This window comes from Mycolicibacterium bacteremicum, assembly GCF_002086115.1.
In the GTDB taxonomy this organism is placed as follows: domain Bacteria; phylum Actinomycetota; class Actinomycetes; order Mycobacteriales; family Mycobacteriaceae; genus Mycobacterium; species Mycobacterium bacteremicum.
In genome coordinates, this window is the sequence record NZ_MVHJ01000006.1 from 178,524 (window position 1) to 203,468 (window position 24,945).

Below are 24,945 nucleotides of genomic sequence, written 5' to 3' on the forward strand. Positions count from 1 at the left end.
CCCCCGTCCGCGAGCAACCGCAAAGGAGACACCATGCCACGGGCACTGGTCACCAACGACGACGGGATCGACTCCCCCGGCCTGCACGCGCTGGCCGGTGCGGCGGTGGCCGCCGGGCTGGAGGTCATCGTGGCCGCCCCCGCCGAGCAGGCCAGCGGCGCGAGCGCCGCGCTGACCGCAGTGCGCGAGGACGGCCGCACCGTCATCGAGCGCCGGGATCTGCCCGGACTCGACGGTGTGCAGGCGTGGGCGGTGCACGCCCAGCCCGGGCACATCGTCGCCGCGGCGCTGGGCGGCTGGTTCGATCCGCCGCCGGATATCGTGCTGTCCGGGATCAATCACGGCGCCAATGTCGGTCGCGCCGTGTTGCATTCGGGCACGGTCGGCGCGGCGCTCACCGCGCAGATCGCCGACACCCGGGCGCTGGCGGTATCGCTGGACGTCGCGCTGCACCCCACCGGTGAACGCTATTGGGACACCGCGGCGGGTCTGGTCGCCCCGGTGCTCGATCTGCTGCGTGACGCGCCGGCGGGCACCGTGTTGTCGTTGAACGTGCCCGACCGCCCGGCGGCCGACCTCGGCCCGCTGCGCCATGCCCGGCTGGCCCGCGGCGGCGCCGTGCAGACCCGCGTCGACGAGATCGGTGACGGCGGGCTGCGGCTCGCCGAGGTCGAGATGGCCGATCCGCCCGAGGAGGGCACCGACAGCGCGCTGCTGATCGCCGGGCACCCGACGCTGACCGCACTGCGGTCACCGGCCGAGCACCATGACGAGCTGGTGCGCAGCTGGCTGGCCTCAGGCTGAGGTGATGTCGGCCGCGAGGGCGGCGGCGTCGACCGCGGGCCCGACGACCCGCCACGGCCCGCCCCAGCCCGCCGCGGCCAGTTCGGCATAGACCGCGCCGGTGCGCTGCTGCAGACCGCCGTCGCGTTCGTAGGCATCCCGGGCGCGGCCGATGTCGGCGGCCGCCCTGCCGATCGCCCGCTGCGCCGCAAGCTCAACTGGAACATCAAGCAGCACTTGATAATCCGGCACCGGCAGGCCGAACCGACCGAACTCCAAGTCGCGCACCCAGGCGACGACTTCGCCGTCTCCACGCTGATGCAGCCGCGCGGCGCTGTAAGCCGCGTTGGATGCCACATACCGATCCAGGATCAGCACGTCATGGCTGTCGGTGAGCCCACGAATATCGTCTGCGGCTCCCGCACGGTCGAGCGCGAACAGGGTCGCCATCGCATACACCGAGTCGGTCAGGTCGCCGTGCTCGCCGTGCAGCGCCTCGGCGGCCAGATCGGCGTGCACGGATCTGCCGTAGCGCGGAAAGGCCAGTGTGGTCACGGTTTTGCCGTCGGCCTCCAGCGCTGTGCGCAGACCTTCGGTCAGCGTGCGCTTGCCGGCCCCGTCGAGGCCCTCGATCACGATGAGCACGCGGCGAGCGTAGCCGACGGCCCTAGAACTGGCCGCAGTTCGGTCTCGTCGGAACCCCGTTGAACCGGTCGGCGATCCACTGCATCGCCGGCTCACCGTCGACGAGCATGGGCAGCGCATGGTTCACCACGGCCTTGTTCAGAAACGGTGGTTGTTCGTTGGTGCGGAACTCGATGTCGGCCCCCTTGGCGCACCAGTCCTTGCCGAGTTGGACCGATGGCCCGTAGGGCACCAACGGATCGAAGCGGTTGTGGTTGATCAGCACCGGCGCATTGGGTTTCAGCGTGCCGAGCTTCTGCAGGTCGAGCAGACCGCGGAACTGCGGGTCCTGCAGTAGTTCGAAGATGGGACCGGTGAAGTAGGGCTGCAGGTGCCGGAACATGAACTTGATCAACGATTCGCCGACACACTGGTCCTTGGTCTTGTCCACGAAGTCCATGCCGCGCGGGGTGAGCAACCCGCGGATCTTGGCCTCCACCTCCGGGTAGGTCTGGAAGACGCTGTTGAGCGCGTAGCCGATCACGGCGACCAGCGCGCTGCCGTCGGCGAACGGGATCAGCTCGGCCAGATCGGCCGGCGGCGCCCCGGCATAGGTGCCCACGATGTTCAGCTCGGGGGCATATGCCGAGGCCATCTCGGCCGCCGACGCCGCCGCGCCACCGCCCTGCGAGTAACCCCAGAAGGCAATGGGCCCACCCGGTGTCAGCGAGGTGCCGGGCAGCAGGCGTGCGGCGCGCGCCGCGTCGAGCATGGCCTGGCCCTGGGACACCCGGTTGACGTAGGTGTGGGTGACCCCGATGGTGCCCATACCTTCGTAGTCGGTCATCACGATGGCGAATCCGCGGGCCACCATGGTGGCGACGAACAGTTCCTCGTAGTTGAAGGTGAAGTCCAGGTACGGCGACCAGTGGATGCCCTGGTTGAATCCTCGCGACGGTGCGCATTGATCACCCTGGCCCTGGGTGCCCGGCCCGTAGACGATCAGCGGCCGCGGCCCCTGGCCCGGCCACGGCGCCCACGGTTCGAAGTAGGTACCGGTCACCACGTCGGGCTTGCCGCGACCGTCGGTGCTGCGATACATGATGCGGGTGCCGTTGGCCATGATGTGGCCGAGTTGGCCGGACGGCTCGAGAACCAATCGGGAGGGCTCGGTTCGCACGAGGGCACCCGGCGGCACGTCCGGCAACGGATTCGGTGGCGTGTAGAACGCGGTGTACTCGTCCTCGTTGTAGTACGGGTACCAGTCGTCGGCATGCGCCAAACCGCTTGCGAGGCAACTGATGACGAATCCGAAAGACATCACGACGAACAGCGCCCCGGCCCGAATCACTACCGGACAGTAACATCACGGTGACCGATTGGCTACGGATTCATCACGTTTCGTTTGACGGCCAAGGTGTAACGTCGCGGCGCGAAATTTGCTTGCCCGCGCGCAGTTTCGCCGGCCTGACCATCCACCAGCTACCGCGGTGTCACGCCGGGCCGCTCAGTCCAGGCTGGTTGCCTGCAGTACCAGGGTGGAATGGGCGCGGTCCAGGAACGCATAGGTGCTGGTGGCCCCGGTGGAAAATCCCGCATCGAGAAGTTCGCCGGACAGGAACGGGCCCGCGGGCACCTCGGCGGCCAGGACGTCGACGACACGGGGAGCGCGGCCACCGTCGACGGGGTCGAACTGCGCCACCAACGCCTCGACCACCACCGGGTTCATCCGCACCACGGCATCGGTCCACCGCGCGCCGGTGGCGTCACTGTCCTGCACCCAGGCCACGGACTCCGGGATGCCGATGGCCGGGATGGTCGCGGTCAGACCCTCGACGTCGTGGCGCACCACGAGTTCGGGTCCGGCGGTGGGCTCGGCAGGCGCGTCCGAACCCCCCGAACAGCCAGCCGCCGCGACGGCACATACGGCCGTCGCGGCGACTGCTGCGATCACACGGTGCACCGTCAGTAGCGGTAGTGCTCCGGCTTGTACGGACCCTCGACGTCGACGCCGATGTACTCGGCCTGGTCCTTGGTCAGCTTGGTGAGCGTGCCGCCGAGCGCCTCGACGTGGATCTTGGCGACCTTCTCGTCGAGATGCTTGGCCAGGCGGTAGACCTCGTTGTCGTACTCGTCGTTCTTGGTCCACAGCTCGATCTGGGCGATCACCTGGTTGGAGAAGCTGTTGCTCATCACGAACGAGGGGTGTCCGGTCGCGTTGCCCAGGTTGAGCAGCCGGCCCTCGCTCAGCACGATGATCGACTTGCCGGACTCACCGAAGGTCCACTCGTCGACCTGCGGCTTGATGTTGATGCGGGTGGCACCGGAACGCTCCAGGGCGGCCATGTCGATCTCGTTGTCGAAGTGGCCGATGTTGCCCAGGATCGAGTGATCCTTCATCGCCTTCATGTGGTCGAGGGTGATGATGTCCTTGTTGCCGGTCGAGGTGATGACGATGTCGGCGTCGGCGATGGCCTGCTCGACGGTCACCACGTCGTAGCCGTCCATCAGGGCCTGCAGCGCGTTGATCGGGTCGATCTCGGTGACCTGGACGCGGGCGCCCTGACCGGCCAGCGACTCGGCGCAGCCCTTGCCGACGTCGCCGTAACCGCAGATCAGCACCTTCTTGCCGCCGATGAGGGCGTCGGTGCCGCGGTTGATGCCGTCGACCAGCGAGTGACGGGTGCCGTACTTGTTGTCGAACTTGCTCTTGGTGACCGAGTCGTTGACGTTGATGGCCGGGAACGCCAGTTCACCGGCGGCGGCGAACTGGTACAGGCGCAGCACGCCGGTGGTGGTCTCCTCGGTGACACCCTTGACCGACTCGGCGATCTTGGTCCACTTGTCCTTGCTCTGCTCGTAGCCCTTGCGGACCAGCTCCAGGAAGACCTTCCACTCGGCCGAGTCGTCTTCCTCGGCGGGCGGAACCACGCCGGCCTTCTCGTACTGCGCGCCGCGCAGCACCAGCATGGTGGCGTCGCCACCGTCGTCGAGGATCATGTTGGCCGGCTCACCCGGCCAGGTCAGCATCTGCTCGGCGGCCCACCAGTACTCCTCCAGCGTCTCGCCCTTCCAGGCGAAGACCGGGGTGCCCTTGGGCTCCTCGACCGTGCCGTTGGGGCCGACGACGATCGCGGCGGCGGCGTGGTCCTGGGTGGAGAAGATGTTGCAGCTTGCCCATCGAACTTCGGCACCGAGGGCCGTCAAGGTCTCGATCAGCACGGCGGTCTGCACGGTCATGTGCAGCGAGCCGGAGATGCGGGCGCCCTTGAGCGGCTGCACGTCGTGGTACTCGCGGCGCAGCTCCATCAGGCCGGGCATCTCGTGCTCGGCCAGGCGGATCTCCTTGCGGCCGAATTCGGCGAGGGAAAGGTCGGCGACCTTGAAGTCGATGCCGTTGCGGACATCGGCGGTCAACGCAGTCATAAGTGGTCAGAGCCCCTTTGTGTCGTTCGTCATCACTGGAGGCAGGCTTGCCCGATACGGCGCAGGCCATGCCGAAACCCGTAGCCTGCGGGCTCGCGGGACAGGTCCTTCGCATCATCGGAGGCGCTCTGCCAGCTACGGGGTATCGCCTTACACCGTAGCCGAAACCGACCATGCCCAACCTCTTCCCCCGTGGCGGGCCGGTTTCGGGACCTCGGCGCCGGGGTACCAGGCCGCTCGCGTTCAGGACCGAGCGGGAGGTGTGCGGTGCGCGCGGAAAACGTCTCCCGCAACGACAGCGGCATGCGCCGGTCGTTGGTGTCCCTGGCGATACTGAACTTCTTCCTCGCCGACGCCCGCGACGGGCTCGGCCCGTTCCTGGACGCCTTCCTGGCCACCCGCGGCTGGTCCTCTGCGAGAGACCGGACGGATCACTGCGGTCCCGGGTCGATGACGCCGTAGCGCTCGGCGAACGGGGACATCAGGCGGGCCAGATCGCGGGCCACATCGTGGTCGGCTTCCGGCGGCATCGACACGTAGCTCATCGCCAGCCGGACGATGGCCCGGGCCAGTACCCCGGCGTCCTCGTCGGTGGCCTTGATCCAGCTGTTCTGGAAGGTCGTGGTGAGGCGCTCCGAGCAGCGGCTGATGATCGGGCCGCTGTCGGTGGTGATGATCTGCAGCAGGTCGGGTTTGGCCTCCCCGTTGAGCAGCGAGATCACCAGCGGATCCGAGGCCGACTCGATGAAGAAGGCCCGGAAGCCTTCCAGGAAAGCCTCGTACACCCGGCCGACGTTGTGGGCGATCGCCGCGTCGACGGCATTGACCAGACGGTCGGCCAGCCGCAGGGCGTACCCCTGCGCGAGACCCTGCCGCGAGCCGAACTCGTTGTAGATGGTCTGCCTGCTGATGCCGGCGGCGCGCGCCACATCGGTCAGCGTGATCGACGACCAGTCGCGCACCAGCAGCATCTCGCGCATGCCGTCGAGGATCGAATCGCGCAACAGGACCCGCGATGCCTCCGCGTACGGCACGCGCTGGGCGCCGGGCCGTGGTGCGTTCATGACCGCGACCCTATAACTTTCGCGCCGGTCAGTTGTGACCGTCACGGCCGTGCGATCTCCACCATGTCGAAATCCGATTTCGCCGCACCGCAATCCGGGCAGCTCCAGTCCTCGGGGATGTCGGCCCACCGGGTGCCCGGCGCGATGCCGTCCTCGGGCCAGCCCTTGGCCTCGTCGTACTCGAATCCGCACTGCACGCAGACGAACAGTTTGTAGTCCATGTCATTCCTTTCCCCGTCGACTCTGCGCTCACGGTGGCGGCTTCTCGTCCTTTCGCGCCGTCAGCGCAGAGTCGGCATCACACTGTTTCGAAATCGGGCTTCTCGCGGACCGCGCAGTCCGGACAGGTCCAGTCCTCGGGCACCTCGGACCAGCTGGTACCCGCCGGGAAGCCCTCCCGGGGAGCGCCTTTGGCCTCGTCGTAGGTGTAATCGCAGCCCGGGCAGCGGTAGACGCTCACCGGTCGGCCCCGTACCGCGCCAGCACCTTGTCGCGCATCCGCGGGTGGATGTTGGCCCGGGTGATGTCACCGTCGTAATGGGCCAGCACGCGGTGGTCCATCACCTTGCGCCACAGCGGCGGGAAGTAGGTCAGCCCGATCATCGAGGCGTAGCCACTGGGCAGGTTCGGTGCGCCGTCCATGCTGCGCAGCGTCTGGTAACGCCGGGTCGGGTTGGCGTGGTGATCGCTGTGCCGCTGCAGGTGATAGAGGAACAGGTTGGTCACGATGTGATCCGAGTTCCAGCTGTGCACCGGCGCGCACCGCTCGTAGCGGCCACTGTCGAGCTTCTGCCGCAACAGTCCGTAGTGCTCCAGGTAGTTCACCGTCTCCAGCAGGGTGAACCCGTAGATCGCCGAGATCAGCATGTACGGCAGCACGCCGACGCCGAAGGCCGCGATGAGCGCACCCCACAGGACCACCGACATCGCCCAGGCGTTCAGCACGTCATTGGACCAGTGCCACTTCGACTTTCCGGCCCGCTCCAGCCGCTTGGCCTCCAGTTCCCACGACGAGCGCAGGCTGCCCCACACGCTACGCGGCAGGAACTCCCAGAACGTCTCGCCGAACCGGGCCGAGGCCGGGTCCTCCGGGGTCGCGACCCGGACGTGATGGCCGCGGTTGTGCTCGATGTAGAAGTGCCCATACCAGGTCTGCGCCAGGGTGATCTTGGACAGCCACCGTTCCAGCGAGTCCTTCTTGTGGCCCATCTCGTGTGCGGTGTTGATGCCGACACCGCCGAGCACACCCACCGAGAGGGCCAGACCGATCTTGGCCGGCCAGCCGAGGCCACCGTCGAATCCCAGCCACCCCAGGTCCGTCGCCGTGAACAGATACGCCCCGAAGATGACGCTGGCGTACTGACACGGGATGTAGGCGTAGGTGCAATAGCGGTAGTACTTGTCGTTCTCCAGCCGCTCCATCACCTCGTCGGGCGGGTTCTGCCCGTCGGGCCCGAAGAAGCGGTCCAGGATCGGCAAGAGCACGTACACCAGCAGCGGGCCGACCCAGAACGGGATCTGCGCCGCGGCGTGCCATCCGGCGTTGTTGAACGCCCAGACCAGCGGCAGCATCACGAACAGTGCCGTCGGGGCGATCAACCCCATCAGCCACAGGTAGCGCTTCCGGTCACGCCATTCGATCGCTGGGACGTCGGTTGACTGGTCGATTTGCGATGTCATCTGTCACACCTCTCTGTGAGGACCATCACTGCTGCATTTGACTATAGACGGCGTTTTGTCGCACGTCTAGACAAATTGTCGGCTTTTGTACAACGCGACGGCTTGAATGGTCCGGCAGAACCGACCCAGCACACTTCGGACACCTTCGGCAGACCGTTCTGACCTGGAAAATCTGCGTGACCCGGCACACACCGCGTACGGTCGGCCAGATGGGGGCACATGCCATCGTCATCGGGGCGAGCCTGGCCGGGCTGTGCGCGGCGCGGGTGCTCGCCGACCATTTCGACCGGGTGACCATCTACGAGCGCGACACGCTGCCCGACGGGCCGGCCAGTCGCACCACCGTGCCGCAAGACCGGCACGTGCACATGCTGATGGCCCGAGGGGCGGCCGAATTCGAGGACCTGTTCCCCGGATTGCTCGACGACATGGTCGCCGCCGGAGTGCCGAAGCTGGAGAACCGGCCCGACCGCATCCACTTCGGCGCGGCCGGTCACGTGCTGGGCACCACCGACGTACTCCAGCGCGAGTTCACCGCCTATGTCCCGAGCCGGCCGCACCTGGAATGGCAGATCCGCGGCCGCACCCTGGCGCTGCCGCGCGTCGAACTGGTCCGCACCGGCGTGGCCGAGCCGACCTACGACCCCGCCGCCCGACGGGTGACCGGCGCGGTGCTCGACACCGGCGAGACCGTGACCGCCGATCTGGTGGTCGACGCCGCCGGCCGCGGTACCCGGCTGCCGGTGTGGTTGGCGCAGTGGGGGTTTGACCGTCCGGATGAGGACACCGTCGACGTCGGCATCGACTACGCCACCGCGCAGGTGCACATCCCGGCAGGTGTCATCGAGGAGAAGGTCGTGGTCGCCGGGGCCTCGCACGACGAGCCCGTCGGTCTCGGCATGCTGTTGTACGAGGACGGCAACTGGAGCGTGACGACCTTCGGCACCGGCAAGGTCCGTCCCCCGCAGAATCTGGCCGAGATATACGCGCTGGCGGACCGGTTGCTGCCCGCGCATCTGAGCGCGGCGTTGCGCAGCGGAACTCCCCTGGGCGGCATGGCCTTTCACAAGTACCCGACCAGCCGGTGGCGCCGCTACGACCGGATGGGAAGGTTCCCGGCCGGCATCATCCCGTTCGGCGACGCGGTGGTGAGCTTCAATCCCACCTACGGCCAGGGCATGACCATGACCTCGCTGCAGGCGCGCAACCTGCGCGAGGTGCTGGCCGCCGGGCACCACGACCTCGCGCGACGGCTGGCGAAGGCGACGAAGAAGACCACCTGGCCGGTCTGGACCATGAACGCCATCGGCGATGTGGCGCTGCACAACGCCGCCGCCGATGGGGCGCCGTGGTGGTATGCGAAGGTGGGCACCCTGTTCGACCAGTTCCTCGGCGCCGCCGAGAGCGATCCCGTTCTCGCGGAATGGTTCCTGCGCCGGTTCAGCCTGCTCGACAGCCTCTACATGGTGCCCGGTCCGCGCACGGTCGCACGGACCGTCCGGCACAACATGAGCCTGCTCGTCGCCGAGAAGCGGCGGCGGCCGGTTCGCGTCACCGCCGCGCGCTAGATACCGACGGTCACCCGGAACAGCCGGGCGGGTTGGTCGGCGTGCAACCGCACCGGTCCGTCGTCGGCGGCGACCCAGGCCGACTCACCCCGGCGCAGGGTCACCGCATCGGCGCCGGCGTGCACCCGCACCGCACCCTCGATCGCCAGCAGGATCTGCGGCCCGGCATGTTCGGCGGGCGCGTCGATCTCGCGGCCGACATGTTCGGCCCCGAGCTGCAGCAGCGAGACCGCGAACTCGGGTGCCGGGGTGTCATAGACCAGTTCCATCCCGTCGTGCAGGACCCGCGGCAGGATCGGGGCATCGTCGGTGGGCGTGAAGTCCAGCACCCGCAGCAGCTCGGGCACGTCGACGTGTTTGGGGGTCAGCCCACCGCGCAACACGTTGTCCGAGTTGGCCATCACCTCGAACCCGACTCCGTGCAGGTAGGCGTGCAGGTTGCCGGCCGGCAGATAGATCGCCTCGCCGGGCGCCAGCGTGATCCGGTTGAGCAGCATGGCCGCCAGCACCCCGGCGTCGCCCGGGTAGCGCTCCCCGAGCTCCAGGATGGTCTTGGCCTCGGCCAGGAAGGCGGTCTCCTTGGACCGGAGATAGTTGATGGCCCCGTCGAGCACCGAGGGCACCAGCACGTCGAGGTCGGGCTGCGGGAAGGTGATCCAGGTGGTGAACAGCGCACGCAGACCGTCGGCGTCGGACTGATCCTTGAGCAGGGTGATGAACGGGGCCAGCTCGGGCACCGACAGCGCCCGCATGAACTCGGCACTGCGGGCGGCCGCGCGGAAACCGGCCAGCGCTTCGAACTGCCCCAGCGCGACGATGATCTCCGGCTTGTGACTGCGATCGCGATAGTTACGGGTGGCCGCCGTGACCGGGATGCCGAGGTGGTTCTCCAGTTCGAAACCCTGCACCGCCTGCTGGGCGCTGGGGTGCGCCTGCAGCGAGAGCGGCTCGTCGGCCGCGAGCACCTTGGCCAGGAACGGCAGCGCATCGCCGAAGCGGGTCCGGGTGGCCTCGCCGAGCTGGCCCTGAGGGTCGGCGGCGATGACGTCCAGCAGCGAGCGCTCCCCGACCTCGCCGGCCAGATACGCCGAATCGCCGGGGTGCGCACCCAGCCACAACTCGGCCTCGGGATTGGCTGTGGGACTGGGCCTTCCGGTGAACTCGGCAATCGCGGTCCGCGACCCCCACGCATATTTCCGAATGGCTCCACGGAGCAGGTTCACGCGATCAACCTCGCACCAGTCGCAGGTACACCGCCGTCATCTCCAGCCGCACCGCCACCGTCGCCAACTGCTGCTCGGGGCGGCTACGGCCCGGGGTCGGCGCGATGTCGGGGACATCATCGGCGCTGACCACGTCGAGGTCGGCGAACCCCTCGGTGCGGGCGACCACGACGGGCCGCTGCTCATCGGAGGTCAGCACGACGGTGCGGACCCGCGACGGTAGCGGACCGTCGAGTTCCTCGTCGTGGAACAGCGCGGCCTCGTAGTCCACCGGCGCCGCGCCGAACTGACTCAGCGCACCCAGCGCGTCGGTCAGCCCGACGGCGGCCACCACCTGGCGGGCCACCCTCAGCAACACCGCCGCACTGTGCTGGGCCAGCGCCAGCGTCGCCGCGCTGTCACCGGCCAGCACGACGTCGCGCCCGGTCAGCCGGTCGGCCAGGGTCTTGGCGGGATTGGTGAACAGCTCCCGGGTGGCACTGTTGCGCAGCGCCTCGGCGTCCAACTCGTCGGCCAGCGCGTTGATGTCGACGCGCAAGCCGCGGTCCAGGACCGCCAGGATCGCCACGCCCGCCGCCAGGTACCGGGTCAACCCGAACTCGTCGGGCACCGGCAGCCGCGGCGCCAGCACCGCGGCGCGGCCGGCGGTCACCTCGCGCAGCGGGCCCTCGTGCGGCGCCACGACCACCACCCGCGCGCCCCGGCGCACCCCGGTCGCGGCCGCCGAGACCAGTACCGGGTCACCGGCGTCGGCACCGGCCACCACGACCACGTCCAGCGCCCCGGTCCACGGCGGGACGTCCGCGGTCACCACGATCGGCACCGCGGTCGCCGCGCCGAGCGCGGCGGTCAGCAGTGTCCCGGCCGCGTGCGCCGGCCCGGAGTCGGCCACCCAGATCAGCGTGCGCGGTGGGCCGTCGGCGCGCACCGCGTCGAGAGCGCCCTCATCGACGGCGGCGGCCGTGGCACGCACCTGCGCCCCGGCCATCGCGGCCGCCCGCAACAATCCGTCCCGGTCGGCAGCCAGCAGTCCCTCGACATCGTCGAGATCGATGGTGGCGGCCCGGGCGGTCATGGCGCCGGCTCGCTCGCCGGCCGGCCGTCATCGGCCTGGGCGGCGATCACCTTCGCCACCTCGTCGACCACCTCGTCGACCTCTTCTGTCGTCCGCGCCTCGACATTGAGTCGCAGCAGCGGTTCGGTGTTGGAGGTGCGCAGGTTGAACCAGCGGCCGTCGCCCAGATCGACGGTGACGCCGTCGAGGTGGTCGAGGGACTGGACCCGACTGCCGAAGGTGGTCAGCACGGCGTCGACGGTCGCGGGGGCATCGGTGACCGTGAAGTTGATCTCTCCGGACGCCTCGTAGCGCTGGTAGTCGGCCATCAGATCCGACAGCGGGCGTTGCTGCTCGCCAAGCGCGGCCAGCACGTGCAGCGCGGCCAGCATGCCGGAGTCGGCACCCCAGAAATCGCGGAAGTAGTAGTGCGCGGAGTGTTCGCCGCCGAAGATGGCGCCGGTCTCGGCCATCAGCGCCTTGATGTACGAGTGGCCGACGCGCGACCGCACCGCGGTCCCACCGCGCTCGGTGATCAGCTCGGGCACCGCCCGCGAGGTGATCAGGTTGTGGATCACCGTCGCACCGATCTCGCGGCCCAGTTCGCGACCGGCCACCAGCGCGGTCACCGCCGACGGCGAGACCGGCCGACCCAACTCGTCGACCACGAAGCAGCGGTCGGCGTCACCGTCGAAGGCCAGGCCGATATCGGCCTTGGTGTCGAGCACGTGCCGTTGCAGATCGACCAGGTTCGCCGGGTCCAGCGGGTTGGCCTCGTGATTGGGGAACGTCCCGTCGAGTTCGAAGTACAGCGGCAACACCGTGATGCCGGGGATCGCCGCCAGCACGGCCGGCGTGGTGTGCCCGCCCATGCCGTTACCGGCGTCGACGGCGACGCGCAGCGGGCGCAGCTCGGCGAGGTCGACCAGCGACCGCAGGAAGTCGCCGTACTCGGCGAGCACATCGCGGTCGGTGATGGTTCCGGCGGCACCGTCATGGGCCGGCACGCCGTTGATCACCTCGTCGCTGATGACGGTCAACCCGGAGTCCTTGCCGACCGGCTTGGCGCCGGCGCGGCACAGCTTGATGCCGTTGTAGGCGGCCGGGTTGTGGCTGGCGGTGAACATCGCGCCCGGGCAGTCCAGCAGGCCGGAGGCGAAGTACAGCTGATCGGTGGAGGCCAGGCCGATCCGTACGACATCGAGCCCCTGCGCGATGACGCCGTCGGCGAACGCATCCGACAAAGCCGGCGAGCTGGCGCGCATATCGTGCCCGATCACCACGGTGTCCACCGGTCCGTTGCCCTCGTCGCGGACCAGGCGGGCGAACGCCCCGCCGACATCGCGGACGAAGTCCTCGTCGATCTGCTCTCCGACCAGGCCCCGCACGTCGTAGGCCTTGATGACAGCGTGGACAGCCTCAGCGGGCCGAGACATGGCTCTCCTCGCTCTCTGTTCGACGGGGGTTGTCAGGACTGCTCTGCGAGCAAGCCTAGTAGTTCGTCACCACCGACGCGGCAGGTCCCGTGATGACATCGCACGGCATCGCAGTTCGCACCGACCACCGCGGTCATACCCCCACGCCCGGCGAATTATTCGGCCGGCGGATCCGGCAGCACCCGCAGGTGGCCACGGCGGCGACCGTTGGGCTCGGGACGGCGCACCGGTGGCGCCATCAGCGACCCGCCCGGCAAGCCGGTGGTCGGGTCGGAGAATCCGGCGGTGACACCGTTGACCGTGGACGGCAGGCCCTCGCGTCCCTCGCGGACGGCATCGGCGAGGGCGACCAGATCGTCCTCGTCGGGATGGGCGGGCAGCGGGCCGGCGTGGCGCACCAACTCCCATCCGCGCGGGGCGGTGATCCGCCCGGCATGCACGACGCACAGGTCCCAGGAATGCGGCTCGGAGACAGTGGCCAGTGGCCCGACGACCGCCGTCGAGTCCGAGTAGACGAAGGTCAGCGTCGCCACGGCGTAGTGCGGGCACCCGGGCCTGCAGCAGCGACGGGGAACGTTCACGCCCCGAAGATTATCGTGCGGGCACCGCTGGGGGGTCCGGACACGCGCGTGCGGGATCGTCGATCTCCAACCGTTACCGGTCGATTATCAACCGTTACCATCTGTCCCGTGGCGCAGCGCAACCATCGGGGATCACGCCGCGGCCGCGGGATGCGTGGACCGCTGCTGCCGCCGACGGTTCCGGGCTGGCGCAGCCGGGGCGAGCGATTCGACATGGCGGTGCTGGAGGCCTACGAGCCCATCGAGCGCCGCTGGCACAGCCGCGTGGCGACGCTGGATGTGGCGGTCGACGAGATTCCGCGCATCGCGCCCAAGGATCCCGACAGCGTGCAGTGGCCGCCGGAGGTCGTCGCGGACGGTCCCATCGCGCTGGCCAGGCTGATCCCGGCCGGGGTGGATGTCCGCGGTAATGCCACGCGGGCGCGAATCGTGTTGTTCCGCAAACCGATCGAGCGCCGGGCCAAGGACACCGACGAACTCGCCGAGTTACTGCATGAGGTGCTGGTGGCCCAGGTGGCCACCTATCTGGGTGTGGACCCGGACGTCATCGACTCACCGTCCGACGACGCCTGAGGCGCGTCCGGACTCAGATGATGCCGCGCTTGAGGCGACGGCGTTCACGCTCGGACAGACCGCCCCAGATGCCGAAGCGCTCGTCATTGGCCAGCGCGTACTCCAGGCAGCGATCCCGCACCTCGCAGCCCTGGCAGATGCGCTTGGCCTCGCGGGTGGAGCCGCCCTTCTCGGGGAAGAACGCCTCGGGGTCGGTTTGCGCGCACAGGCCGCGCTCCTGCCACTGATCGTCGTCGTCGGACGGCGCGCCGAGTTCGGTGCGCTCGGGCACCAGACTCAACTGCGGGCGTGCGATCACTTCGTTCGATTCCGGACCGGTAGTGGTGTGCGGTGCACTGCCCACTGAACCGAGCATCCGGTTGTCGAACCGGAGCACGCGGTCGAGATCGACCTGCTCAAAAGACATGTTCCGCCTCCTCACCTACTTGATGTTCCCCACGGGTGGGGCTCGATGCTGGATGATGAAATCCGAACCCCACCAGCACTACCCCAGCTATCACTATTGTGATGTCCGGCCATCTCATTCGAACGTCTGATCGAAACTCGGTCTGCGCCACCGAAACCGGCGGCGAACCACGAAATGACACTGATGTGATTAGACACTTGTTAGCTGTCCCGGTCAAGCGGAATGGCCAGTTTTCATACCATCCCGTGACATAGATCCGGCGTGTCCGTTCTCCGGCGTGTTCACCACACCCCGGGCGGCGACGACGAAGGATGCGCCAGGGCCTAGGGTCTGAGGGCGTGAAGGTCACCGTTCTGGTCGGCGGCGTGGGCGGCGCCCGGTTCCTGCTCGGGGTCCAGCATCTGTTGGGGCTGGGCCAGTTTGCCGACCCCTCCGGAGGTGCCGACGGCACAGGCGAACACGAACTCACCGCGGTCGTCAACGTCGGCGACGACGCCTGGATGTTCGGCGTCCGCATCTGCCCCGACCTGGACACCTGCATGTACACCCTGGGCGGCGGTATCGACCCCGAGCGGGGCTGGGGCCACCGCGACGAAACCTGGAACGCCAAGTCCGAACTGGCCGCCTACGGCGTGCAGCCGGACTGGTTCGGCCTGGGCGACCGGGATCTGGCCACCCACCTGGTGCGCACCCAGATGCTGCGCGCGGGGTATCCGCTGTCCCAGGTCACCGAGGCCCTGTGCGCGCGCTGGTCGCCGGGCGCCCGGTTGCTGCCGGCCAGCGACGACCGCAGCGAGACCCACGTCGTGGTCACCGATCCCGACGGGGAACGCAAGGCGATCCACTTCCAGGAGTGGTGGGTGCGCTATCGCGCAAAGATCGAGACGCACAGTTTCGCGTTCGTAGGATCCGACAAGGCCACCGCCGCACCGGGTGTGGCGGATGCGATCAGCGGGGCGGATGTGGTGTTGATCGCACCGTCGAACCCGGTCGTCAGCATCGGCTCCATCCTGACCGTCGGCGGTATCCGGGCGGCCCTGCGGTCCACCGCGGCCCCGGTCATCGGCTACTCCCCGATCATCGCCGGAAAGCCGTTGCGCGGCATGGCCGATGAATGCCTGTCCGTGATCGGCGTCGAATCCTCCTCGGAGGCCGTGGGCCGGCACTACGGCGCCCGCAGCGGTGTCGGCATCCTCGATGCCTGGTTGATCGACGAGGGCGACAGCGCCCAGATCGACGGTGTCACCGTCGCGCAGGCACCGCTGCTGATGTCCGAGCCGGCGGTCACCGCCGAGATGGTGCGGGCCGGACTGCAGCTGGCGGGACTGTCGCTGTGAGCACCGAGCACGGCAGTTCGGCGGTGTGCCAGATCATCCCGGTCACCGGCCTGCCCGAGTTCCGGCCCGGTGACGACGTCGCCGCCGCCATCGCCGCGGCCGCCGACTGGTTGCGCGATGACGACGTGGTGGTGATCACCAGCAAGGTGTTGTCCAAGGCCGAGGGGCGCATCGTCAGCGCGCCCACCGATCCGGAGCAGCGGGACCTGCTGCGGCGCAAACTGATCGACGACGAGGCCGTCCGGGTTTTGGCGCGCAAGGGCAAGACGCTGATCACCGAGAACGCCATCGGGTTGGTCCAGGCGGCGGCCGGGGTGGACGGCTCCAACGTCGACGCCGCCGAACTGGCGCTACTGCCGGTCGATCCCGACGGCAGCGCCGCGGCGCTACGCGATGCGCTGGCCCAGCGACTCGGTGTGCGGGTGGGCATCGTCATCACCGACACGATGGGACGCGCGTGGCGCAACGGGCAGACCGATGTCGCCATCGGCGCGGCCGGCCTGCGGGTGCTGCACGGCTATGCCGGCGCCCAGGACGTGCACGGCAACGAGCTGGTGGTGACCGAGATCGCGGTGGCCGACGAGCTCGCCGCCGCGGCCGATCTGGTCAAGGGCAAGCTCACCGGCATCCCGGTGGCGGTGGTGCGCGGGCTGACCCTGCACGACGACGGCTCCAACGGGCGCACGCTGGTGCGCGGCGGCGAGGACGATCTGTTCTGGCTCGGCACCGCCGAGGCGATCGAGATGGGCCGCCGCCAGGCACAGCTGCTGCGCCGATCGGTGCGCCGGTTCGGCGCCGACCCGGTGCCGGGGGAACTGATCACCGACGCGGTGGCCGAGGCGCTCACTGCACCGGCACCGCACCACACCCGGCCGGTGCGGTTCGTATGGGTGCGCGACGGCGACACCCGGACCCGGCTGCTGGACGCGATGCGGCAGCGCTGGGAGCAGGACTTGATCGGCGACGGCCGCTCCCCCGAGGCCGCCGCGCGGCGTACCGAACGCGGCAGACTGCTCTACGACGCACCCGAACTCGTCATCCCGTTCATGGTGCCCGACGGCGCACACGACTACCCGGATCCGGCACGCACCGCGGCCGAGCACACCATGTTCACCGTCGCCGCCGGCGCGGCCGTGCAGGCGCTGCTGGTGGCCCTGGCGGTGCGCGAGGTCGGCAGCTGCTGGGTGGGCTCGACCATCTTCGCCCCCGATATCGTGCGCGCCGAGCTCGACCTGGCCGCCGACTGGGAACCGTTGGGAGCCATCGCGATCGGTTATCCCGACCAACCGCAGGATGTCCGCGCGCCGGTGCCGGTCGACGGGCTGCTACACCACCGATGACCCTGCACACCTCGGTGGTCGACCTGCTGACCCGGTGGCAGACCACCGATCCCGGACAGGACGCGCTACGCCACGCGGTGCTGGCCTTCGTCCTGGCCCGACCCGATGCCTGCCGGCGGTCCTGCGAGCCCGGCCACATCACCGCCTCGGCACTGGTGCTCGACCACACCGGCACCCACGCGCTGCTGACCCTGCACCCACGCGTCGGGCGCTGGCTGCAACTCGGCGGTCATTGCGAGCCGACCGATCCCGACATCCTGGCCGCCGCCCGGCGCGAGGCCGATGAGGAATCCGGGATCAGCGGACTGCGCATCGACCACGAACTCGTTGCCATACACGTACATCCGCTGACCTGCTCGCTGGGGACGCCGACCCGCCATCTCGATCTGCAGTTCGTGGTGCACGCGCCGGCCGGGGCCGAGATCACCCGCAGCGCGGAGTCACTGGACCTGCGCTGGTGGCCGCTGACGGCGATGCCGCCGGGCGACCCGTCGCTGGACGCGCTGGCCCGGGCCGCGCAACGCCGGGTCGCCGAGACGACGGGTTCTGGTGCCAAATCCGAGGAATCACAGCAGAAACCGTAGTGTAGGCGACACTCGGTCAGACGGTGCGGCGACGCCGCGTCAGACGTCGGTGGAGTACCGGATCCCGCCGTCGGGGATGGTGATGCCCGGCCACACCCGCGCCCCGCGCAACAGCTCGCAGCGGGCACCGATATCGGCACCGTCACCGATCACCCCGTCGCGGATCAGCGCACGCGGGCCGATGCGGGCGCCGAACCCGATGATGGAACGCTCGATCACCGCGCCGGCCTCGACCCGCACACCGTCGAAGATCACCGCTCCGTCCAGCCGCGCCCCGGCGCCGATCTCGGCGCCGCGGCCGACCACCGTGCCACCCAACAGCAGCGCACCGGGCGAGACCGCCGCCCCGTCGTGGATCAGGAACTCGCCGCGCTGATGGTTCAGCGCCGGCGACGGCGCGATGCCGCGCACCAGGTCCGCCGAACCGCGCACGAAGTCGTCCGGCGTGCCCATGTCGCGCCAGTAGCTGGCGTCGACGTAGCCGCACACCTTGCGGTCCTCGGCCAGCAGCGTCGGGAACACCTCGCGCTCGACCGACAGCGCGCGGCCCTTGGGGATCTCGTCGATGACCTCGCGCCGGAACACGTAGCAGCCGGCGTTGATCTGGTCGGTCGGCGGATCCTGGGTCTTCTCCAGGAATGCGGTCACCCGCTGGTTCTCGTCGGTGGGCACGCAGCCGAAGGCGCGCGGATCGCTGACCCGCACCAGGTGCAGGGTGACATCGGCGTTGTGCTCGGCATGGCAGTTCAGCAGGGCGCCCAGGTCGGCACCGGAGAGGACGTCGCCGTTGAAGACCAGCACGGTGTCGTGACGCAGCTTGCCCGCCACGTTGGCGATACCGCCACCGGTGCCCAGCGCCTCCTCCTCGACCACATACTCGATCTCCAGGCCGAGCTTGGACCCGTCACCGAAGGTCGCCTCGAACACCTCGGCCTTGTACGAGGTGCCTAGCACCACGTGCCGGAGGCCGGCGGCGGCGATCCGGGACAGCAAATGCGCCAGGAACGGCAGACCGGCGGTCGGCAGCATCGGTTTGGGCGCCGACAGCGTCAGCGGACGCAACCGGGTGCCCTGGCCGCCGACCAGGATGACGGCATCGACCTCTGCGGGATTCACCATTGCTCAGTGCCGTCCTTTCGCCTGCCTACGTCGGGAGTTCCGGACCACCAGACCGGCACGGGTGGCCAGCGCACCGCGGATGGTCCAGCGCAGCGGCGCCTGCCACCAGCGCGGATGTCGGTCAGCCAGAAAAGTGTAGGTGCTGCGGTGGTGCGCCGCCAGGTTCCGCGCCGGATCGCGGCCGGTCGAATGTCCCTTTGCGTGCAGGATCTCGGCAGTGGGCACGTAGACGTTGGTGAACCCGGCCCGGGCCAGCCGGTCGCCGAGGTCGACGTCCTCCATGTACATGAAGTAGCGCTCGTCGAAGCCGCCGATCCGAGCGAACGCCTCGCGGCGCATCAGCAGGCAGGCGCCGGAGAGCCAGCCGACGACGCGCTCACTGGGGGCGAGGCGCTCCTGCCGGTAGGCGGCCGTCCACGGGTTGGACTTCCACACCGGACCGACGACGGCGTGCATCCCGCCGCGGATCAGGCTGGGCTGGTGGCGCGCCGAGGGATACACGGTGCCGTCGGGATCGCGGATCAGCGGGCCGAGTGCGCCGGCCTCCGGGCTGCGCTGCGCCGCGGCGAGCAGTTCGTCGATGCTGCCGGGTCCCCAGACCACATCGGGATTGGCGATGATGAACCATTCGCCCTCGCCCACGTGGGACTCGACGGCCCGGTTGACGGCGGTGCCGTAGCCGAGGTTGCCCCCGGTCCGCAGCAGGGTGGCGTTCGGGTAGCGCTGCTCGGCCGCCTCCGGCGCGCCGTCGGTCGAGCCGTTGTCGGCCATGATGACCGTCACCGGACGGTCGGTGGCATGGGCGAGCGAGGCGAGGAAGCGATCCAGATGCGGACCCGGCGAGTAGGTCACCGTCACAACCGTGAGTTCGTCAGTCACTCTGCCCAGCCAGTTCGTCGCGCACGCACCGTAGATAACCGTCTCTATCGCAGCGCCGTCAAGGCGGCGGCCAGGCCGTCCTGCCAAGACCGCATCGGGGTGTGGGCAGCGTCATAGCCGGCCGTGGACAGCGCCGAATACACCGGTCGCGGGGCGGGGCGGGGATGCTCGGCGGTGCTCACCGGCCGGACCCGCTGGGGGTCGGCGCCGATCCCGGCGAACACGGCCCGGGCCAGTTCGTAGCGGCTGGCGGGACCGCTGTTGGCCACGTGCCACACCGGTTGCGGTGCCGGGTCGTCGGCCAGCGTCAGCACGGCGTCGACCAGATCCGCCACATACGTCGGGGATCCGGTCTGGTCGGCGACGACGTCGACGGTGTCGCGCTCGGCGGCCAGCCTGCGCATGGTGCCCACGAAATCGGCACCGGTCCCGGTGTAGACCCACGCGGTGCGCACCACCTGAGCGCTCGGCAGGGCGGCATGCACGGCACGCTCCCCGTCCAGCTTGCTGGCGCCGTAGACGCTCAGCGGACCGACCGGGTCGTCGACCTCATACGGTCGCGGCGGTCCGGTGAACCGGCCGCTGAACACATAGTCGGTGGAGATGTGGATCAACCGGGCCCCGGCGGCCGCGCAGAGGTGCGCGACGTTGCCGGCACCGGTGGCGTTGACCGCGAACGCACGCGGTTCGTCGGCCTCGGCGACATCGACGGCCGTCAGCGCCGCGCAGTTGACGACGATGTCGCCGGCGCCGAGCAGGCCGCGACCGGCGGCCGGGTCGGTGATGTCCCACTGCGCGGAGGTCAGGGCGAGCAGATCGCGCCCCCGGTCGGTGAGCACACCGGCCAGGAAGCGTCCGACCTGTCCGCCCGCTCCGGTGATGACGATGCGGGCGGGCACGACCGCTAGCCGGCGAGCACCCCGGCGGCGACCTTCGGCTTCCAGTCGCTGGTGAGCAGCGCGCCGTAGTTGGCTTCACGGTCGTTGCGGTTGGAGGTGTCCAGGTCGCGCACGGCGTGGATGAACGCCGGCCCGGCCCAGCCGACGGCGGCCGCGGCGCCGAGCACGTCGACGATCTGCTTGGCCTGCTCCTGCTGGCTCACCCCGTCGCCGGGGATGTCGCTGGTGGAGGCGCCCATCTCGGTCAGCCAGATCTTCTTGCCGCCGTCGCCGTTGGCGGCCATCACGTCATGCATGCGCAGCACATCGGACCAGCCGTTGTTGCTGTCGGCGGCCAGGCCACCGGGGAACACATAGGGATGCGCGGCGGCCGCGTCGAAGGAGCCCTTGGCGCCCGCGGCATACATCTGCTGCAGGAATCCCGGGGGCGAGTCCGGCCCGTTCAGCGGGCTGAGTCCGGCCGCGACGACGGTGGCGCCGGGGTTGGCGCCCTTGATGGCCGGGTAGGCGGCCTTGAGCATGTCGGTGTAGCGGACGGCCTTGTTGTCGGCGAAGCCCATGAACAGCGGAAGGTTCGGCTCGTTCCAGACCTCCCAGGCGTTGATGCGTCCGGCGTAGCGGCTGGCCGCGGCGGCGGCGAAGGCGCCGAAGTCGGCGTAGTTCTTGGGCGGCGAGGACGGGAACAGCAACTGCGCGCCCTCGGTCCGCGCCCAGAACGGGGTGTTGGAGATCAGCCCGAGGATGCGCAGGCCGTTGCTGCTCGCGGCGTTGACCAGGCTGTCGAAGTAGCCCCAGTTGTATTCGCCCGGCCCGACCCCGACGATGCCCCAGTCCAGGGGCAGCCGCACCCAGGAGGCGCCGGTCTTGGCGACCGCGGCGATCTCGCGGGCCGAATCACCCGGGTTTCCGGTGGCCCAGGTGTAGCCCTGGGCGAACCCGTAGCCGTCGGCGGGCGCGGTGACCGCGTACGCCGGCGCGGGCGCCACCGACACCATCGACGTGACCAACGCAACCAGCACCGCGGCGCGGCCCAGCTTCCTGCCCAGAGTTTTCCGCATGACCGACAATTTACCGGACCTTTCCTGCACGTATCGAGCGAACTCCCTGCGCAGACCGGGGTTCACGAGCGGATGCCGGACGCGTCCGTCGTGCACTGTGTCGTTCGCTCAACCGTTGCCGTTACCGGTCACCGCGGCGACGGGATGCGGCAGCGACCGGTTGGCACGCCGACGCGCTTGGGCGGACATCGCAGGGCCGGACAGTAGCCTGGGCTGATGCAGATTCGGCTGACCAGGACGGTCGGCGTCATCGCCGCGGTCGCGGTCGTGGCGTCCACCGGCGTGGCCTGGAGCACGGTCCGCTCGTTCGAGGACGGTATCCACCACGTCAACTCGGCGGCACTGGGCGGCGGCGGCGAGGACGGGGCCATCGACATCCTGCTGGTCGGCGTCGACAGCCGCACCGACGCGCACGGAAACCCGCTCTCGCCCGAGGAGTTGGCCGAGCTGCGGGTCGGCGACGACGTGGCCACCAACACCGACACCATCATCCTGGTCCGCATCCCCAACAACGGGAAGTCGGCCACCGCCATCTCCATCCCCCGCGACACCTATGTCGAGCTGCCCGACGACGAGGGCAAGATGAAGATCAACGGGGTCTACGGCGACGCCAAGCTCGCGACCATGAAGGACCTGATCGAGGTCCAGGGGATGGACCCGGTCGAGGGTGAGAAGGAAGGTATCGAGGCCGGCCGGGAGGCGCTGATCAAGACCGTCGCCCACCTCACCGGGGTCACCGTCGACCACTACGCCGAGATCGGGCTGCTCGGCTTCAGTCTGATCACCGACGCCCTCGGCGGTGTCAACGTGTGCCTGAAAAACCCTGTCTACGAACCTCTTTCGGGTGCCGACTTCCCCGCGGGCTGGCAGAAGCTGGACGGCCCGCGGGCATTGAGCTTCGTGCGGCAACGCCACGACCTGCCACGCGGCGATCTGGACCGGGTGACCCGCCAGCAGTCGGTGATGGCGTCGCTGGCCCACGAGGTGATCTCGGGCAAGACGCTGTCCAGCCCGGCGACGTTGAACCGGCTGCAGACGGCCGTGCAGCGGTCGGTGGTGCTCTCCGACGGCTGGAACATCATGGATTTCATCTCCCAGCTGCAGGAGATCGCGGCCGGCTCGGTGGCGTTCGCCACCATCCCGATCCTGCGGGAGGACGGCTGGAGCGACGACGGCATGCAATCGGTGGTGCGCATCGACCAGGACCAGGTCAAGGAATGGGTCGAGGGCCTACTCAACGAGCAGGCCGAGGGCAACACCGAGAAGGTGGCGTACTCCCCGGACAAGACCACCGTGGACGTCGTCAACGACACCGACATCAACGGATTGGCCGCGGCCGTCTCCGAGGTGCTGACCGGCGGCGGGTTCACCGCGGGCGCGGTCGGCAATCACGACGGCGAACGGGTGGCCAACAGCATGGTCCGCGCGCCGAGCGTCGATGACCTCGGCGCACAGGCGGTGTCCAAGCAGCTGGGCAACCTGACGGTCGTCGAGGACCCGTCGATGGCACCGGGCACCGTGCAGGTGGTGCTCTCCGACGACTACTCCGGACCGGGATCGGGCCTGGAGGGCACCACACCGTCGGCGGATCCGGCCTCCAGCGATTGGTACGAGGGCTATCAGGGCGACGGCCTGGTCTCCTCGACCGAGACCGCTCCCCCGCCGCCGTCGCCGATCATCACCGCCGGCTCCGACGATCCGCAGTGCGTGAACTGACGTGGCGGCCGTGACGGTCAGCGGCGCGCTGCTGGACCCGCTGCTGCAGCGCGATCCGGTCGGCCCGCGGATCACCTACTACGACGACGCCACCGGGGAACGCATCGAGCTGTCGACCGTGACGCTGGCCAACTGGGCGGCCAAGACGGCCAACCTGTTACGCGATGAGCTCGGCGCCGGACCCGGGAGCCGGGTCGCGGTGTTGCTGCCCGCACATTGGCAGACCGCGGCGGTGCTGCTGGGCATCTGGTGGATCGGCGCGGAGGTGGTGCTCGGCGGGTCCGCCGGTGCCGACGCCGAGGTGGCGCTGTGCACGGCCGATCGGCTCGAGGAGGCCGACGCGGCCGTCGGCATGGGTGAGGTGGTGGCGCTGTCGCTGGACCCGTTCGGCAAACCGGTACCGGATCTGCCGATCGGGGTCACCGATTACGCGACCTCGGTGCGGGTGCACGGCGACCAGATCGTCCCCGAGCGCGCACCCGGGCCGGCGCTGGCCGGCCGCAGCGCCGGCGAGGTGCTGGCCGCGGCGCACGCCTCGGCCGAGGCGCAGGGACTCACCGGCTCCGATCGCGTGCTGTCCGCGGCGGCCTGGACCACCCCCGCCGACCTCGAGGCGCACCTGCTCGCGGTGCTCGCCGCGGGGGCCTCACTGGTCCAAGTGAGCAATCCGGACGCCGAGCGGCTGCCGCGACGCAGAGAGATGGAGAAGGTCACCCGGGGCTGAGGTGTTCCGGTTAAGGCCAAGATCAAATACCCTAAGCGTCAATATTCGGCTCGCAGTGGGCCTTTTGCTCCCGCAGTGAGTACATGAAGTTCGCTGCATATCGGCATCTGGGGCATCGACGTGTGCAGGGCTATACGGAGTCCTCCGCCATCGGGTTGCTGCACGCCGTCGACGACATCCAGCGCGCGACTGGCGTCAACGGCCCGATCGCCGAGATCGGCGTGCACCACGGCCAATTGTTCATCGCGATGAAACTGCTCCAGCAACCCGGCGAGGCGTCCGTTGCGATCGACCTCTTCGAGGACCAGGAAGCAAACATCGACAAGTCCGGGCAGGGTGACCGCGACCGGTTCCTCAGCCACCTGGACAGGTGGACCGACCGCGACGGGCTGGTCATCCACCAGGGCGACTCCACCCAGATCATGCCCGGTGACATCGCCGAGATGTCGGCCGTCCGCCTGTTCTCCGTCGACGGCGGACACACCCAGGAGATCGTGCTCAGCGATATGCGGCTGGCCGAGAAGAGCCTTGTCGACGGCGGTGTGGTGATCGCCGACGATGTGTTCAACCAGCAGTGGCCGGGCGTCTGCGTCGGCACCGTGCACTATCTGGAGCAGGGCGGCGCCCTGGTGCCGTTCTACATCGGCTACAACAAGGTGCTGTTCACCCAGCCCGAGCACGCCGACCGCTACCGGCGCACCCTGGACGCCGCTTACGCCGGCAAGACCATGACGGCGATCTTCGAGTCCAGCTTCGTCGGCCACACCGTGAGCATCCTGGTGCCGGTGCCCAAGCATCCGGCCCACATCGCCCGGCGCAGCGATGCGCTGCGCAGCACCTACCGCAAGGTGACCGAGCTCATCAAATAGTC

General features: G+C 69.2%; 27 protein-coding genes. 10 read left to right on the forward strand and 17 right to left on the reverse strand.

Annotated features, from left to right (window positions below):
- Positions 1 to 33: 33 nt before the first annotated feature.
- Positions 34 to 804, forward strand: a complete 771-nt coding sequence (gene surE / locus BST17_RS09480; protein WP_083057381.1) for a 5'/3'-nucleotidase SurE — start codon at positions 34 to 36, stop codon at positions 802 to 804.
- Here the strand turns inward: surE and BST17_RS09485 are convergent.
- The 4 genes from BST17_RS09485 to ahcY all read right to left on the reverse strand — a co-directional run bounded on the left by BST17_RS09485 (position 796) and on the right by ahcY (position 4,833).
- The gene (locus tag BST17_RS09485) at positions 796 to 1,428 is read right to left on the reverse strand and encodes a dTMP kinase (protein ID WP_083057382.1); all 633 of its coding nucleotides are present in this window, start codon (positions 1,426 to 1,428) and stop codon (positions 796 to 798) included. The genes surE and BST17_RS09485 overlap by 9 nt on opposite strands.
- A gap of 22 nt (positions 1,429 to 1,450) precedes the next feature.
- Entirely contained in the window at positions 1,451 to 2,728 is a 1,278-nt protein-coding gene (locus tag BST17_RS09490; protein ID WP_083057545.1) for a lipase family protein, read from the reverse strand.
- Positions 2,729 to 2,914: 186 nt separating this feature from the next.
- The gene (locus tag BST17_RS09495; protein ID WP_133053524.1) at positions 2,915 to 3,361 is read right to left on the reverse strand and encodes a hypothetical protein; all 447 of its coding nucleotides are present in this window, start codon (positions 3,359 to 3,361) and stop codon (positions 2,915 to 2,917) included.
- Positions 3,362 to 3,372: 11 nt separating this feature from the next.
- Entirely contained in the window at positions 3,373 to 4,833 is a 1,461-nt protein-coding gene (gene ahcY / locus BST17_RS09500; RefSeq protein WP_083057385.1) for an adenosylhomocysteinase, read from the reverse strand.
- A 267-nt stretch (positions 4,834 to 5,100) separates the two neighbouring features.
- On the opposite strand from ahcY, the gene BST17_RS09505 reads away from it, so the two are divergent.
- Positions 5,101 to 5,295 carry a hypothetical protein gene (locus tag BST17_RS09505; RefSeq protein WP_083057387.1) on the forward strand — a complete coding sequence of 65 codons (195 nt, stop codon included), beginning with the start codon at positions 5,101 to 5,103 and terminating at the stop codon, positions 5,293 to 5,295.
- On the opposite strand, the gene alkX is transcribed toward BST17_RS09505, so the two are convergent.
- The 4 genes from alkX to BST17_RS09525 form a co-directional block, all read right to left on the reverse strand.
- Positions 5,265 to 5,897, reverse strand: coding sequence for a TetR family transcriptional regulator AlkX (gene alkX / locus BST17_RS09510; protein ID WP_083057388.1), 633 nt, complete (start codon positions 5,895 to 5,897; stop codon positions 5,265 to 5,267). The genes BST17_RS09505 and alkX overlap by 31 nt on opposite strands.
- Positions 5,898 to 5,938: 41 nt before the next feature.
- Complete coding sequence (locus BST17_RS09515) at positions 5,939 to 6,118, reverse strand: rubredoxin (RefSeq protein ID WP_030134843.1); 180 nt, start codon at positions 6,116 to 6,118, stop codon at positions 5,939 to 5,941.
- 77 nt (positions 6,119 to 6,195) lie between these two features.
- A complete protein-coding gene (locus BST17_RS09520; RefSeq protein WP_083057390.1) occupies positions 6,196 to 6,357 on the reverse strand; it encodes a rubredoxin in 162 nt (53 codons plus the stop codon).
- Positions 6,354 to 7,577: an alkane 1-monooxygenase gene (locus BST17_RS09525; RefSeq protein WP_083057391.1), complete on the reverse strand. Its 1,224-nt coding sequence runs from the start codon at positions 7,575 to 7,577 to the stop codon at positions 6,354 to 6,356. The genes BST17_RS09520 and BST17_RS09525 overlap by 4 nt, the downstream gene beginning before the upstream one ends.
- A 209-nt stretch (positions 7,578 to 7,786) precedes the next feature.
- On the opposite strand from BST17_RS09525, the gene BST17_RS09530 reads away from it, so the two are divergent.
- The gene (locus BST17_RS09530; protein ID WP_083057393.1) at positions 7,787 to 9,145 is read left to right on the forward strand and encodes an FAD-dependent oxidoreductase; all 1,359 of its coding nucleotides are present in this window, start codon (positions 7,787 to 7,789) and stop codon (positions 9,143 to 9,145) included.
- Here BST17_RS09530 and manA read toward each other — a convergent pair.
- The 4 genes from manA to BST17_RS09550 all read right to left on the reverse strand — a co-directional run bounded on the left by manA (position 9,142) and on the right by BST17_RS09550 (position 13,439).
- Positions 9,142 to 10,368: a mannose-6-phosphate isomerase, class I gene (manA, locus tag BST17_RS09535; RefSeq protein WP_083057394.1), complete on the reverse strand. Its 1,227-nt coding sequence runs from the start codon at positions 10,366 to 10,368 to the stop codon at positions 9,142 to 9,144. The genes BST17_RS09530 and manA overlap by 4 nt on opposite strands.
- 4 nt (positions 10,369 to 10,372) lie before the next feature.
- Positions 10,373 to 11,443: a TobH protein gene (locus tag BST17_RS09540; protein ID WP_083057396.1), complete on the reverse strand. Its 1,071-nt coding sequence runs from the start codon at positions 11,441 to 11,443 to the stop codon at positions 10,373 to 10,375.
- Positions 11,440 to 12,858 (reverse strand): phosphomannomutase/phosphoglucomutase, encoded by a 1,419-nt coding sequence (locus BST17_RS09545; protein WP_083057397.1) that lies wholly within the window; start codon positions 12,856 to 12,858, stop codon positions 11,440 to 11,442. Before BST17_RS09545 ends, BST17_RS09540 begins: the two co-directional genes overlap by 4 nt.
- A 155-nt stretch (positions 12,859 to 13,013) precedes the next feature.
- Entirely contained in the window at positions 13,014 to 13,439 is a 426-nt protein-coding gene (locus tag BST17_RS09550) for a DUF3499 domain-containing protein (RefSeq protein ID WP_083057399.1), read from the reverse strand.
- Positions 13,440 to 13,589: 150 nt separating this feature from the next.
- Between BST17_RS09550 and BST17_RS09555 the strand changes: the two genes are divergently transcribed.
- Entirely contained in the window at positions 13,590 to 14,012 is a 423-nt protein-coding gene (locus tag BST17_RS09555; protein WP_083057546.1) for a metallopeptidase family protein, read from the forward strand.
- 13 nt (positions 14,013 to 14,025) lie between these two features.
- On the opposite strand, the gene BST17_RS09560 is transcribed toward BST17_RS09555, so the two are convergent.
- On the reverse strand, positions 14,026 to 14,292 hold the full coding sequence (locus BST17_RS09560; RefSeq protein WP_207573608.1) for a WhiB family transcriptional regulator: 267 nt from the start codon (positions 14,290 to 14,292) through the stop codon (positions 14,026 to 14,028).
- 464 nt (positions 14,293 to 14,756) lie between these two features.
- Here BST17_RS09560 and cofD point away from each other — a divergent pair, with 464 nt between their 5' ends.
- Genes cofD through BST17_RS09575 form a run of 3 tightly spaced genes read left to right on the forward strand, consistent with a single transcriptional unit; the run spans position 14,757 to position 17,679 of the window.
- Positions 14,757 to 15,755: a 2-phospho-L-lactate transferase gene (cofD, locus tag BST17_RS09565; protein ID WP_083057402.1), complete on the forward strand. Its 999-nt coding sequence runs from the start codon at positions 14,757 to 14,759 to the stop codon at positions 15,753 to 15,755.
- A complete protein-coding gene (locus tag BST17_RS09570; RefSeq protein ID WP_083057404.1) occupies positions 15,752 to 17,095 on the forward strand; it encodes a coenzyme F420-0:L-glutamate ligase in 1,344 nt (447 codons plus the stop codon). The genes cofD and BST17_RS09570 overlap by 4 nt, the downstream gene beginning before the upstream one ends.
- Entirely contained in the window at positions 17,092 to 17,679 is a 588-nt protein-coding gene (locus BST17_RS09575; protein WP_083057405.1) for an NUDIX hydrolase, read from the forward strand. Before BST17_RS09570 ends, BST17_RS09575 begins: the two co-directional genes overlap by 4 nt.
- A gap of 39 nt (positions 17,680 to 17,718) precedes the next feature.
- On the opposite strand, the gene manB is transcribed toward BST17_RS09575, so the two are convergent.
- From manB to BST17_RS09595, 4 genes are read right to left on the reverse strand one after another with little or no spacing between them, the layout of a single operon-like run.
- The gene (gene manB, locus BST17_RS09580; RefSeq protein WP_083057407.1) at positions 17,719 to 18,798 is read right to left on the reverse strand and encodes a mannose-1-phosphate guanylyltransferase ManB; all 1,080 of its coding nucleotides are present in this window, start codon (positions 18,796 to 18,798) and stop codon (positions 17,719 to 17,721) included.
- A 3-nt stretch (positions 18,799 to 18,801) separates the two neighbouring features.
- On the reverse strand, positions 18,802 to 19,677 hold the full coding sequence (locus BST17_RS09585) for a glycosyltransferase family 2 protein (protein ID WP_083057408.1): 876 nt from the start codon (positions 19,675 to 19,677) through the stop codon (positions 18,802 to 18,804).
- A 44-nt stretch (positions 19,678 to 19,721) separates the two neighbouring features.
- Positions 19,722 to 20,576: a dTDP-4-dehydrorhamnose reductase gene (gene rfbD, locus BST17_RS09590; RefSeq protein ID WP_083057410.1), complete on the reverse strand. Its 855-nt coding sequence runs from the start codon at positions 20,574 to 20,576 to the stop codon at positions 19,722 to 19,724.
- A gap of 5 nt (positions 20,577 to 20,581) precedes the next feature.
- Positions 20,582 to 21,634 (reverse strand): cellulase family glycosylhydrolase, encoded by a 1,053-nt coding sequence (locus BST17_RS09595; protein WP_234807605.1) that lies wholly within the window; start codon positions 21,632 to 21,634, stop codon positions 20,582 to 20,584.
- Between the two features lie 216 nt (positions 21,635 to 21,850).
- Between BST17_RS09595 and BST17_RS09600 the strand changes: the two genes are divergently transcribed.
- The 3 genes from BST17_RS09600 (at position 21,851) to BST17_RS09610 (ending at position 24,943) form a co-directional block, all read left to right on the forward strand.
- Complete coding sequence (locus BST17_RS09600; RefSeq protein ID WP_083057412.1) at positions 21,851 to 23,350, forward strand: LCP family protein; 1,500 nt, start codon at positions 21,851 to 21,853, stop codon at positions 23,348 to 23,350.
- Between the two features lie 10 nt (positions 23,351 to 23,360).
- Positions 23,361 to 24,074: a TIGR03089 family protein gene (locus tag BST17_RS09605; protein WP_109750074.1), complete on the forward strand. Its 714-nt coding sequence runs from the start codon at positions 23,361 to 23,363 to the stop codon at positions 24,072 to 24,074.
- A gap of 83 nt (positions 24,075 to 24,157) precedes the next feature.
- Positions 24,158 to 24,943 carry a class I SAM-dependent methyltransferase gene (locus BST17_RS09610; RefSeq protein ID WP_083057415.1) on the forward strand — a complete coding sequence of 262 codons (786 nt, stop codon included), beginning with the start codon at positions 24,158 to 24,160 and terminating at the stop codon, positions 24,941 to 24,943.
- Positions 24,944 to 24,945: the final 2 nt, after the last annotated feature.

Bases quoted from the DNA above. Each gene is read 5' to 3' on its own strand.
- manB (WP_083057407.1), bottom strand. From the start codon at position 18,798: ATGGTGAATCCCGCAGAGGTCGATGCCGTCATCCTGGTCGGCGGCCAG.
- BST17_RS09540 (WP_083057396.1), bottom strand. From the start codon at position 11,443: ATGACCGCCCGGGCCGCCACCATCGATCTCGACGATGTCGAGGGACTG.
- BST17_RS09515 (WP_030134843.1), bottom strand. From the start codon at position 6,118: ATGGACTACAAACTGTTCGTCTGCGTGCAGTGCGGATTCGAGTACGAC.
- surE (WP_083057381.1), top strand. From the start codon at position 34: ATGCCACGGGCACTGGTCACCAACGACGACGGGATCGACTCCCCCGGC.
- BST17_RS09595 (WP_234807605.1), bottom strand. From the start codon at position 21,634: ATGCGGAAAACTCTGGGCAGGAAGCTGGGCCGCGCCGCGGTGCTGGTT.
- BST17_RS09545 (WP_083057397.1), bottom strand. From the start codon at position 12,858: ATGTCTCGGCCCGCTGAGGCTGTCCACGCTGTCATCAAGGCCTACGAC.
- BST17_RS09530 (WP_083057393.1), top strand. From the start codon at position 7,787: ATGGGGGCACATGCCATCGTCATCGGGGCGAGCCTGGCCGGGCTGTGC.
- ahcY (WP_083057385.1), bottom strand. From the start codon at position 4,833: ATGACTGCGTTGACCGCCGATGTCCGCAACGGCATCGACTTCAAGGTC.
- BST17_RS09610 (WP_083057415.1), top strand. From the start codon at position 24,158: ATGAAGTTCGCTGCATATCGGCATCTGGGGCATCGACGTGTGCAGGGC.
- alkX (WP_083057388.1), bottom strand. From the start codon at position 5,897: ATGAACGCACCACGGCCCGGCGCCCAGCGCGTGCCGTACGCGGAGGCA.
- BST17_RS09490 (WP_083057545.1), bottom strand. From the start codon at position 2,728: ATGTCTTTCGGATTCGTCATCAGTTGCCTCGCAAGCGGTTTGGCGCAT.
- BST17_RS09555 (WP_083057546.1), top strand. From the start codon at position 13,590: ATGCGTGGACCGCTGCTGCCGCCGACGGTTCCGGGCTGGCGCAGCCGG.
- BST17_RS09600 (WP_083057412.1), top strand. From the start codon at position 21,851: ATGCAGATTCGGCTGACCAGGACGGTCGGCGTCATCGCCGCGGTCGCG.
- BST17_RS09525 (WP_083057391.1), bottom strand. From the start codon at position 7,577: ATGACATCGCAAATCGACCAGTCAACCGACGTCCCAGCGATCGAATGG.
- BST17_RS09575 (WP_083057405.1), top strand. From the start codon at position 17,092: ATGACCCTGCACACCTCGGTGGTCGACCTGCTGACCCGGTGGCAGACC.